Source organism: Halorhabdus amylolytica (assembly GCF_004944975.1).
Lineage (GTDB): Archaea > Halobacteriota > Halobacteria > Halobacteriales > Haloarculaceae > Halorhabdus > Halorhabdus amylolytica.
Map to the genome: position 1 here is coordinate 108,284 of NZ_SPQG01000010.1, position 11,111 is coordinate 119,394.

Below are 11,111 nucleotides of genomic sequence, written 5' to 3' on the forward strand. Positions count from 1 at the left end.
GGTGTCAGTGCGATGCCAGCCGTTCTTCCGCTACCCGCTCGCCGGCGACGTGTTGCTTCGCCAAATGTTCTTCCGCCCGACGGAGCCGGTAGGTAAGTGTTGACCGAGGCACGTCGAGATGCTCGGCCAACTCGCCGACATCGACCTCGCGGGGCGACTCGTAGTAGCCGTGTTCGACGGCGGCTTGGAGGGCGGCTTCCTGCGCCGGGGGTAATCCGCTCGGTGTTTCGTCGCTTCCTCCAGCTGCTGTCGTCGTGTCCGCGGTGCGGAGCATCTCCATCTGAGCGCATTCTTCGACGGCAACCTCGAGGGAGTCGAAGAATGCCGCCACGTCGCCGTCGCCCGAGTGGATGAGTCGCCACGTGTAGTGGCGGCCCTCATGACGGGTCTCGAACAGCACGCCGTCCCCGAGATGGTCGCGGGCGATGTGGGGAACCGAGGCGCAGGTGGGGGTTCGCTCCCAGTCGGAGTAGAGGACGAGCGTGTCGTCCGTGCGGTCAAGGACGCGGGTGGTCTGGGTGGCGCCGCAGTCCTCGGTGGCGAGACAGTCGGCGTAGTAGTCGCTGTTTCGAAACGCGTCCTCGATGGCGTCGAGTGCGTCCGGAGTGCCGGTGGCATGGTCGACTCGCCAAAGTTGGTCGGCAGTCGCGTGCAACGAAAGCGAGCGGACACGGGCGTCGGGGTAGTCGGCAAGGGCATCCGCCACCCTATTGCACCCCGGCTCGTATTCGAGGGCGAAGACGAGTTCGCGCATACCCCGTCTACGGCCTCCTCCGACATAACCAATGGCACGGGACTACGTCTACTGGTGAGCATCAGATCACGTCGTTCGGGTCGTGGACCTCCTGCATTCGCTGCGCTTCGGCCGCGTATTGGTCCTGGAGATCGGGGTCATCAACCGTGCCGAGATTGCCGGGCCCCGCATCGACTGCCGCTGTCGTATCTCGAATATCGGTGAAGGACGTGAGTGCCCGCTCTTTCCGATAATACTGTTTGCCGTCGGGTGTCGCGTAGGTGAGGATGATTAGGTTCTGTTCATCATCGGAGTAGGTACGTTCGACGAGCCATACTCGCACCTCGTCATCAGCCCGATCTGACATATCCAGACGTTCGTGGGGACTCAGAAAGGGATTGGCGTTATAATCGGTCGACTGACGCAGTTTTCGACGGTGATTCACCACCAGGGATGCGCAGTTCCTGGCGCTCGCCGACCCACTCGCCGAGCTTCTGTGTGAGGTACTGGCGAGCGGTCGACTGGGTGAACACACCCTTGTCGACCATATCGCCGACGACGTCCTTCAGTGCCTGGAACTGTCCCTTCAGGTGCCCGTCGCCGACCGGCTCGCCGTCGTGCCATCGGACGGTCGCGAGCGCGCCGTTCCCGACCGTCTCACCGTGGTCGAATGTCTCCGAGTCATACTGCAGGCCGAACCACAGCGTCCGGTAGGCGGTCACCTCGAAGGTCGGCGATACCACGTAGAACGCCTCGTGATGGAGGTAGTCGAGATGGTCGGTGATGATCTCCTCGAGCGTGAGCCCGGTGGCGCGGGGCTTCGGCTCGACGACCGTCGACGGTCGGTCCTCGCCGGCGAGGTAGCCGTCGACGGCATCTGCCTCGAGGCCATCGGCCAGTTCCGCCAGCAGCTGTTTCGCCCACTTGGAGTCGGTCTCGTCGCCACCGAACGGCGACTCAGCCGAAATCCGGTGTTTGAGCTTCAGGTTCGCAGCACCCCAATGAGAGTAGTGAAGCGTATACTGTCCGTCTGTGCGTTCGTACGCAACGAGTGCGCGGTGTCCCATTTGAACACTCACCTCGCAGGGCGACCCACGACTGGATCGCCCCGCAACCCTCCCGGGGGACGAACAACGCTACCAGGAGTTGCCAGCGAGGGTTCTTTATTCGGGATGAGTAGTGAAATCGGGGCGGCTAAATCGGCAAGTAGAATTGCTTAGTTATTTGAACGAAGTCAGTGTAAATGCGTGTATGGATATTGACGCCGGCGAGTTCAAGAAGAACATAGAGAAGGCGTTAGAGGAGCAGTCAGGGCTCCGGATGAACGAGCAGAATGAGATCCCGTTCGAGCAATTGTTCACAGAGGAGTTCATACAGCTGTACACAGAATTCGACTCTTTCGAAGCGTTGCTTGAGGCAAGTCAATGGGATGTTGAGGACGAGGACGATTTCGAGGCCATCCCGGAGGATGAGTTCGATACCTATGTCGACGAGCACACGGATTTCCCATCGTGGGAAGTTATGTCTCAGACTGCGGCTCAGCGGTTCCTTGAACGTCAATTTAACTGAAGTGGGTTACTGACTGACCTGCCGCCCGAGCTTGGTGATCTCCGCCTCACTGTACCCGCCGTCACTCGAATTGATGTAGGCTTGTGTCTCGACGTATCCTTTCTCTCGGAGCAACCAGAGGTTATGATCTACGACGTCTGACGACCGGCCAACTGCCTCAATCAACTCGTCACGATCAACCTGTGGATAGGTAGGATCCGATCGGTATGACTGGAGTAACACGTCCAGGATTTCATCCTGAACCGCGTCATCCAACAAGAGTTCCTCACCCAACTCTTTTGCTCGCCACAGCGTCGTCGGTGTAATCGTCAGTGACCGCTTCCCTGGCCGCCGCTTGAAGAACCCATCATCCTTTGAGAACCGCCACACCTTATCGATCACGTCCTCATCAACGTCCTCGAATTCATCGTTGAGATAGCTGCGTAGCCTTTCACCTTGTGGACTCGGCCAGAACGTAAACGGCTGCTCTGTAAATCTACGATATGACTCACGGATCAATTCATTCTGGACCCGCCGCTCGGTCGCCGATAACCCCTCTGTCGCACCTACGTCATACTCCGTCGATGCCCCATCTCCATCCCCATTCACCACATCGTCACTGGTATCGGACCGCTCAGTCCCGTCCACGTACTCGCCAGCATCCTCCGGCTCGACTCTATTGTTCGACGTGTTGTGGACTTGGATCGCTAGAATACCCAGAGTGCCTAACATACCGATCACACCAGCAATCTCCACGAGCGAAAAAGGTGTATAGACGGTTCCGATTCCTGCGAGAATCAAGGCAGCAAGCCAGGCAAGGATGAGCTTCCCGATGAACCGCTCAGTCACGTACTGCCCAACCGACATCCTATCACTGCAAGTATTCACAGACCAGTATTATAAGTCGTAGGAGAGCAGCCTCAATCAGACATACCCACCTGATTTTTCAAGAGTTGCTGAGAAGTACCGAATTATGAGTCAAAACGACAGGACATCTTGGTTCATCGATTCCGAGGGGCCAAATGAGGAGGCTGTCGAACTGGCCTTCGCGTGGGTGCAACAGCTCGGTGAGCAGCATGAAGAGAAACGAGATGCTGTCTTGGCAGTAAACACGAAAAAGCAGCTGGACGGTGTCGTATCTACTGTGATCGGTGACCAGGCAGCAAAGGCGTTGAATAAAAAGAAGCCGGTCGGCGTCGGTGAAGCAGAGATCCAGCTGATGACGAAACGGATTGATCCATCGGGGTGGCAAAGCGGTCCTGTCCTCGCTATCTACCCAGACAAAGACCTGCTGGACAAGATTGACGGAATGTATGGTGTGACCGATGTGCTCGTCGTGCCTTGGTCGAAGGACACCGTCCAGTTCTGGATCGATACCTGGGGCGCGTCAGCACTCCAATCAGATGCGAGTGGCGATGCACCAGAAATCGATAATCCGGTCGCCAAGGAAGCTGTCGACACGCTCGATGCATTGGTCAACACCTCGACTGGGATCACGCATTCGTCAGATCGTGCTACCTGTATCGAGATCTTCAAAACCCTCCATAGCAACGGCATCAGCTTCGATCCTGAAGCAATCAGAGCCTGGTTAGTCGCTGAAAAAGGCTGGGACCCGGATTATGCCGATGACGTAAAAGAGGTCGCCGAAGGTGTCCAAACGGGGAAACGCTTCCAGTACGACTCTGGCCGTCTTAGCAACGACATTATGAACCAGTGGAAAGACGCCGCAAATGTTAATTAATCCAATATAACTGCCGGAGATCGTTTTCACTCCGTTTGCTCACGTCCCTGTAGTGACCGCTCTGATGCATCTATGCTCTGTACTGACCAGCTGTTTCAGCTCTCACTCTAAATAAAGAAACAGTATCGGAAACTACTGCTACTCGCCGATCGGCTCGGGGGAACTGAGGTCCGCGTGGAGGACCGCGTCGTCGCGAACAACGTACCGCTTCGCCAGCACCGGGAAGCGACACTTGGTGAACCCGGCCGTCTGGATGTCGAGCTCCTCGCCGGCTTCGAGATGGGTTGCGAGTTCTCGCAAGAACTCGTGGGTCACGATTCCGCCGTCGTAGTCAGGGAGCCCGTTCTCCCGGGCCTCGTAGACTTCGAAGTCGTCGTAGCCCCAGATCGTGAGTTCGCCGTCGTCAGTGACTTCCCAGTTGAGGGTCCCGAAACAGTAGCTCTCACAGAGCTCGCGCACAGCCTGTGGATCCGATACGATTGCACCGGTCGAGGTCGTCGCAGCTTGGAGCGTAGCCATTGGTTCAGTCGGGGTGAATCCCCGCACCCCTCCCCGGGGGGAGATAGACTACTCTCCAGCGTTAACCAACACCCTACCCAATCGAGCCGAGACTGTTCGTTAACCGACGAGCGAACCTACTGCGGTTCCGGCCCGTAGCGACACGTCCCACACTCTCGACACTCCCAGATTGGTTGCCCCGACCAGGTGTCGTCAGGTAGCGATTCGTAGGTGGTGAACCGATGCCCTGTTTCGGAATCGCAGTGGTGACACTCGAGCCGGACTCGTGTCGGGATGTTAGATGGCTGCCCGTCCTGATCGCTATCCCCGTTTGATTCTTGGAGTGCGATTCCCGGGACCAGCCACATCGGGTCATCAGCTGTCTCGAGCATCGTATCGAGATATGATTCAGTCCGGAGGGCATCTCCACTCTCGTCGTAGAGGCACGCCTTGACCCCCTGCGCCCCTGTGAACGCTGAACGCCCCTGGCCACTCATCCGGTCTCGGATAGCCGCAAGCAGATGCTCCCCGGCTTCTGAGGTGACCTTCGTCGCGTCCGGTAGCGACGGCCACTGATCGACCAGCTGCGATGCAGGTTCCTCCGTGAGGTCGTAGATGAGTCGATGCTCGGTGATGTCCTCGGTCTCGCTGTTGACGAGCAGATTCCCGGCGGCTGCCCCCTTCGCGACAGCACCGTAGAACGTCGATGACTCGACGAGCGCGAACACGAATCCCTCGAGTGTTGCTTCTTGGCTGGTCTCCGTTGTGGGGGTGTCGGAGTCGCCGAGGTGGTTGGTGAGACAGAACCGGCATTTCGTCTGTGACGCCGGTATCGGGGCCCCACAAGATCGGCACTCTGCCTTGTCGTCGGTTTGATGCTCAGGGTAACCTGTCTCGACCGACGCACGCCGCTGTCGACGAGGGTCGGCGTTGGAGCGCTCGTCCAGCTGATGATCGGGCGTCCGGGACGCCTCACCAAGCGGACGTAGTTCCTCGAAATCGTAGTCGCGGCCGGTCATAGAGGGATCTACAGAGAGCATTTCCCGTTTTCCGGTTTAAATGATAGGCCGACAAAAAGCGAGCAAGCTCCTAATTGGTCGGCCTCTAAATTAGACGACTTGTTCTTCGAGCGTGTCTCGGTGGTTCCTGACGGTCGCCGTCGACGTGTTGGCCACCTCGGCAATCTCAGTTTGGGTCAGCCAGCGACCCGCCTCCTGTCCGGCCCTGTAGAGACAGGCCGCAGCGAAGCCGGCGGGATGGACGCCGGTCGTCACGCCGGCGTCCTCAGCCGCTTCGGCAAGTGCTCGCGCTCGACGTCGGATTTGCTCCGGACAGTTGAGGTCGGATGCGAGCCGCGGAATGTACATCGTTGGCGTCGCAGGTTTGGCCGGGAGTCCCAGTTCCTCGTTGAGTGTCTTGTAGGCGTTCGTCACCCGTGATTCCCCGACCTTCGCGACCCCCACGATGTCGTCGAGGAGTTGCGACCGGCCGTTACATCGGCAGGCCCCGTAGACGCTGGCTGCGGCGATCGCCTCGATGGATCTGCCACGGAGCAGATCCTCGTTCTGAGCGCTCCGGAAGAGCTGGCACGCCTGGTCGCGAAGTGTATCGGAGAGATCGAGTGCGCTCGCGAGACGTCGCACCTCGCCGAGTCCGTGGGCGAGGTTCTGTTCGGCCTTCGACCGCCACCGGCCGCGGGTCTGTTCACGTCGCATCCGGGCGAGTCGCCGGCGCTTCTGTGCGGAGAGTTCGTTCCCGTTCGCATCTGTTCCGCGCCCGATCTCGGTCGAGAGCCCTCGGTCGTGACGTGCTGCTGTCAGCGGAGCGCCCGTCCGTTCCCGCTCGTCCTCATCGTACGCCCGCCACTCCGGCCCGTGATCGAGGCGTTGCTCTTCGATGACGAGGCCACAGTCCTCGCAGACGGTTTCCTTGACATTCGTGGTGACGTGCCCGTTGCACTCGGGGCACTGGTTCCCGCATGACTTCGTCTGGACGTCCTCATCGAATCCAGTCTCATAGATGTCTCTAATAGCCATCGTTCTCACCGATTTTCGGGAGCTCTCCGTTACAGTGAGCCCCTCACCAATTTTGGGGCTGAACGACAGAGACGATTCACACTGGCCAAGATCCTGTTCTGGCAGGAGTAGACTAATGTACCTCCTGTTATAACGATATTTTTAATCAAGAGATGACGCTTTCCGACCAAGATCGAACTCAGGCGGAGACTACAGTTTCTCCGTTTAACGCTCAGAGCGGGTTGGGGGATGATATGCCTAATGTTATCTGGAATATGCTTCAGGAACTCTCAAACCGCCCTAATGTTCCGGATGGAGTCAATATCGGAAAACGAACCATCTTTGATTTGTGTGATCAACGTTCAATTGGACCAGTTACACTTGATATTGAACATCGTCTCTCAGCGGAATTGAGTGATTATCCGTTTGAAGCCCGATATGAGGAGGGTCTCAAAATATCAGAGTTAGGTGATATAATCGATGATCCTGGATGCTCTTATCCTGCTACTGAGCTTGCGATGGAAAAATACGACCCAGATGGATACGATGTCCAGCCATCAGGTCAGGGACGTGCGCGGAAGCTCAGGGTTTTAGTTCTTACAGTGAATCATGAGTCAGTCCTGTACTATGACCCTCTTCGATACGGTAAGGTCAATCACGACCAGTTGAGTGGTATTGAGACATCAGAAATAGATAAACAAAAGTTCGTTAGTGCTTGGAAAGGGCGATCCGAAACAACTAGTACTCTATGGGTGGAAGAAACTGAGCAGAGTCGACTGGCTAGGTTCAATGCATGAGTACTGACTCAAACCAAAGCGAGGGGCGAATCATTCCAGAAGGGATTACTGTCCCCTTCACGGATGATTACGAGTCCCTTCGTAATAGCGTTGAAAGACGACTTCAGCAGGTCTATGGTAGTGGAACCTATCTATCTGATTTCTATATTGCAGATACTGGTTCACTTGCCATCTCTATTGGGAACACGTTCCCAAAAGACGTCAGTGACTGTCGACCAAATCGCGAACGTGTAATTAAATATATATCACTTGATGATATCGCAGAACTCTCGGGCGAACGTGATGGCGAATTCTATTATATCGAACTCCCTTCGCGCTCGTCTGTTGAGCAGGGATTTTCGGATGCTCAGGAAAACCTACGTAATGAACTTGACCAAGCGATGGCACGGGCAACATATGAGAAAATTGCAACGACTCCAGCCGTAGAAAATCAGCTCAACCCGATCAAACAGATTCTCAGATGGACTCGATTATATCATCCTGTTCCGTTCTCGGAAGTCCGGAAAGCCCAGGACAAGAAGGGTGATAAGACTCTACAGTACGTTCGGACTCTTGAAGAACTTGGGTTTATTGAACTCCGTGATGGTGACCTTCACCCGAGGCGGCCACTTGAGAAGTATGATTTGGGAGAGGTCCAGGGTGAAGATTTCAATAAGAAAATACTTGGTGAAGTAATTGAGCAAGGGTTTGATCGACTAAGTCGGGACCTCCAACTGGGAATTCTCAGACATCTCCCCAAATTTGCTAATGGATACTATGTGGCAGCGCTTGAGGTCAATGATCCAGATCTTCATCTAGATATCGAGAGTATTCAGGAAAATATGATCGATTGGTATGGTTCATCAGCAAGGTATCATAAGTTTGAACTGCGAGATAAGCTTGATTTCCTCGTCCGCAATGATATTCTAGAGAAGGAAGGGGATATTGAGGACGAGTCTGAACTTTACTTCAGGTCGAACAAAGACGTGTATGAGGATATGAGCGCAACCGCTACTCTGTAGTAGTTTCAGCTTCTAATGATGATATCTCTGTTGCGATAGATTCAACAAACTCAGTTATCTCCTCTTTATTGATAGCAAGAACTTCGAATTCACTTTGATAGGTGTCCTTAGATGACCAGTTTTTCAGTTGCTGATTCAGTACTCTCTGTCGATCACTATCGTTTTTCACTTTTTTATTGAGTGATCTTGCAACTGTATCGGGATCTCGATCTAAGGAAAGAGACACCTCCGCGACTAATGTTATATATCGTTCTATCGGTTGTTCTGCATTTGTACTGATAGTAGATGAAGCATGGATTAATCTATCTTGGAGCTCGGTCAGAAGGGTTTGTTTATGCGGGCCGGGGTTTGGGTGCTCATCAAAGGTCTCAAAAATGGATTCCAAATCTGAAGTCATTTGATTTATAATTAAATCCGTTCGCTGTCTGTTTGTGGAGCTGGACAATTCTGATTCCCATACATCTTCAAGGAGTTCAATATAATTACATAGTATATCTGAGAGTAATACATCATCCAGTCCGTCTAATTCCGAGCCCCCTGCCGCTTGTAATGCTCCTACCTCCATCTCAACAAATTCTGCGTGGTGTGTAATGATTCTCGACAGTAACTCTGAACTCTCATGATCTGCGATAGTCGACGATAGCGCCTGGTATTCCGAAAGGATCGAATTATTACCACTCTGATCAAGTGATGCAATCGCTAGTTCATATAGATTCGATAGTTCTTCAATCGCCTCTGGAACTCTTTCTGCTCTGATGAGCGTCTCTAAGATATAGCGATGGGCTGTTATGGTCTGTTGTACTCTTTCTTGGGTTCCTTTCGTGCCATATGTTACAGCAGTTGACCAATGATCTAAGAGCAGCTCAATATCTATGTTCTCCACGTGTGATGGCGGACTATTAGCAAGGCATTCCGGCTTCAAGTGTGATGACGGAGTGAGAATCCTATCAACTCCCCTCCAGAGTTGATGAATTGCTTGTTGAACAGTAAATTCGTCTCCATTTTTATGTGCGGTTATTAGAATTCGTTCAATTGTGAATAGCGGAGTTCGTTCTGGTGGTGTGGGTCGAGATCCCTCTTCTTGTTCTGACCTGAGAAAGGTTTCTCGGGATACACTATCTGCGGTCCGTTCAAGAAGGTGCTCAGGTGTGGTTAGTTCAGCTAACAGCTGACGCGCTATAAGCAGAGAAAAGAGAGAACCTGTCATTAGACCTGCTCCTACAGCTAAGGCAAGATTCCAATCTTGAGGAAAATATGGAAGAGAAATCGGCACAGATAGAGATTGCATTAAATAAATATCTGTCAGGATAGAAAATATATAAAATCCAAGTAGCAGCGCAAATCCTCTTGATTTGCTTAATTGTTCTAATGTTAGGGGAGTGAATTGAGTGGCACTGACCTGTGATGCAAGCACAAAGATAGAGAACACGATTCCAATAAACGCTCCTTGGACAGTCGCCATAGTTGCAAACGGTTGACTATCAAGTGTTGTACCACGCGTGAGGTAGCCAATTAGAAGGCCGGAAATCACCGAAACAACGACGATCCCAAACAACAGAGAACGATTGCGTGACACGTTGCTATGGAAAGTAAAATAGGGGTTCTACTTAGTTCTACCAGTAAATCCTATGGCATTGATTCTGTGAATCCGACGGTTGTGGCTGCGCGCGCAGCGACCGCAGGGAGTGAGCACGGAGCGGTGGGCGGGGCGGTGGGGCTTGGGTCGGTCCGGCACTCACCAGAAAAAGAGGGTACTTAGCCCCCTACGCTTCCCACCAGCGGCGGTCGCGTTCAGGGAAGACGATCATACTGTCGTAGGTCACGGCGAGTGAACACCGTCCCTCGTACCAGTTCTTCTTGACCGCCCGCATCCGGACGGTGTCACCTTCCTGGACGTATGCTGGCTCCGACTTGCGCCACGAGGTGAACTTGATTTTCCCGGTGTCGTCCGCGATCAGGCCCACTTGGGCGATCTTCGGGTTGCTGGCATCCCAGAGCGTGATCACCTCACCTTCGATGCTCACCTCGTCGGTCGGCACGTCCGGGACGTCCTCGATCGGGCAGATGGCCCCGGGGGCCGCCTTCAGTTCGTCCATCGTCGCGAACACCGCCTCGGTGATGTCCTGCCCCCGTGCGACCCGCCTCGCGAGCACCCGGGAGACAGCCGCTCGACTGTGGTCGGTCCGAAGCCGCTGTGCGATCCGGTCTGCTTCCTGGTTCACCTGCGCCAGCTCCATCCGGGAGAGGCGCTCACGCGGATCCGTCCGGTCCGGGGTGCGCTTCTCCCGCTTGCGCTGCCGCCGTTCGGTGACGACCTCGCGGGTCCGCTTCGCCCGTCCGTCTTGGGTGCCGAGTTCCGCTTGGGCGCTGATGTGTTCCAGTTCGGCCTCCCGGGCGCGAATCTTCTCTTCCTGCGCCAGGGGCAGATGCGAGAAGTCTTGGACGATGCCGTCTGGGTGGTTAGAATCCACCTTCGCCTGCTTCTCCTGCTGGACCGTCGCCCGGAACTCCGGCTTGTCGTCGACGACCTCGAAGCCGTCTTCGTCGACGCCGGCGTCTTCGGTTCGTTCGAATGCCTGTTCATCCACCGTAACGACCTTGCTACTAGAGCTGTTACTAGACATTGGAGTGCTGAACTCCTGAAGGCGCTCACGCGCCGCCACCGCGATGCCCCTAACATCGCGGTTTTCCGACGACGTCGACGTCCGATAGCACCGACTGCGCGCTCTCGCTCGCGCCTTCGCGAGCGCCCTACCGGGCGCGAGCGAGAGCGCGCCC

General features: G+C 55.0%; 13 protein-coding genes. 4 read left to right on the top strand and 9 right to left on the bottom strand.

The window, feature by feature from the left end; genetic code table 11:
- Positions 1-4: 4 nt before the first annotated feature.
- From E3374_RS12770 to E3374_RS12780, 3 genes are all read right to left on the bottom strand, one after another.
- Entirely contained in the window at positions 5-754 is a 750-nt protein-coding gene (locus tag E3374_RS12770; RefSeq protein WP_004594502.1) for a helix-turn-helix domain-containing protein, read from the bottom strand.
- Between the two features lie 61 nt (positions 755-815).
- A complete protein-coding gene (locus tag E3374_RS12775) occupies positions 816-1,100 on the bottom strand; it encodes a hypothetical protein (protein WP_004594503.1) in 285 nt (94 codons plus the stop codon).
- A gap of 37 nt (positions 1,101-1,137) precedes the next feature.
- Entirely contained in the window at positions 1,138-1,800 is a 663-nt protein-coding gene (locus tag E3374_RS12780; RefSeq protein ID WP_103992921.1) for a DUF6735 family protein, read from the bottom strand.
- A gap of 184 nt (positions 1,801-1,984) precedes the next feature.
- On the opposite strand from E3374_RS12780, the gene E3374_RS12785 reads away from it, so the two are divergent.
- Positions 1,985-2,302: a hypothetical protein gene (locus tag E3374_RS12785; protein ID WP_211194970.1), complete on the top strand. Its 318-nt coding sequence runs from the start codon at positions 1,985-1,987 to the stop codon at positions 2,300-2,302.
- A gap of 6 nt (positions 2,303-2,308) precedes the next feature.
- Here E3374_RS12785 and E3374_RS12790 read toward each other — a convergent pair whose 3' ends face one another.
- Positions 2,309-3,148: a hypothetical protein gene (locus tag E3374_RS12790; protein ID WP_089649931.1), complete on the bottom strand. Its 840-nt coding sequence runs from the start codon at positions 3,146-3,148 to the stop codon at positions 2,309-2,311.
- A gap of 106 nt (positions 3,149-3,254) precedes the next feature.
- On the opposite strand from E3374_RS12790, the gene E3374_RS12795 reads away from it, so the two are divergent.
- Positions 3,255-4,022: a DUF1889 family protein gene (locus tag E3374_RS12795; RefSeq protein ID WP_089649930.1), complete on the top strand. Its 768-nt coding sequence runs from the start codon at positions 3,255-3,257 to the stop codon at positions 4,020-4,022.
- A 138-nt stretch (positions 4,023-4,160) separates the two neighbouring features.
- Here E3374_RS12795 and E3374_RS12800 read toward each other — a convergent pair whose 3' ends face one another.
- From E3374_RS12800 to E3374_RS12810, 3 genes are all read right to left on the bottom strand, one after another.
- On the bottom strand, positions 4,161-4,541 hold the full coding sequence (locus tag E3374_RS12800) for a hypothetical protein (protein WP_089649929.1): 381 nt from the start codon (positions 4,539-4,541) through the stop codon (positions 4,161-4,163).
- Between the two features lie 116 nt (positions 4,542-4,657).
- The gene (locus E3374_RS12805; RefSeq protein ID WP_089649985.1) at positions 4,658-5,539 is read right to left on the bottom strand and encodes a biosurfactant protein 1; all 882 of its coding nucleotides are present in this window, start codon (positions 5,537-5,539) and stop codon (positions 4,658-4,660) included.
- Between the two features lie 90 nt (positions 5,540-5,629).
- Positions 5,630-6,556 (bottom strand): transcription initiation factor IIB, encoded by a 927-nt coding sequence (locus E3374_RS12810; RefSeq protein ID WP_089649928.1) that lies wholly within the window; start codon positions 6,554-6,556, stop codon positions 5,630-5,632.
- Between the two features lie 233 nt (positions 6,557-6,789).
- Between E3374_RS12810 and E3374_RS12815 the strand changes: the two genes are divergently transcribed.
- Positions 6,790-7,332 carry a hypothetical protein gene (locus tag E3374_RS12815; RefSeq protein WP_136361951.1) on the top strand — a complete coding sequence of 181 codons (543 nt, stop codon included), beginning with the start codon at positions 6,790-6,792 and terminating at the stop codon, positions 7,330-7,332.
- Positions 7,329-8,333, top strand: a complete 1,005-nt coding sequence (locus E3374_RS12820) for a hypothetical protein (RefSeq protein ID WP_136361950.1) — start codon at positions 7,329-7,331, stop codon at positions 8,331-8,333. Before E3374_RS12815 ends, E3374_RS12820 begins: the two co-directional genes overlap by 4 nt.
- Here E3374_RS12820 and E3374_RS12825 read toward each other — a convergent pair.
- Both E3374_RS12825 and E3374_RS12830 read right to left on the bottom strand, forming a co-directional pair.
- Positions 8,323-9,909 (bottom strand): DUF2254 family protein, encoded by a 1,587-nt coding sequence (locus E3374_RS12825; protein ID WP_136361949.1) that lies wholly within the window; start codon positions 9,907-9,909, stop codon positions 8,323-8,325. The genes E3374_RS12820 and E3374_RS12825 overlap by 11 nt on opposite strands.
- A gap of 187 nt (positions 9,910-10,096) precedes the next feature.
- A complete protein-coding gene (locus tag E3374_RS12830) occupies positions 10,097-10,957 on the bottom strand; it encodes a DNA-binding protein (protein WP_089649984.1) in 861 nt (286 codons plus the stop codon).
- Positions 10,958-11,111: the final 154 nt, after the last annotated feature.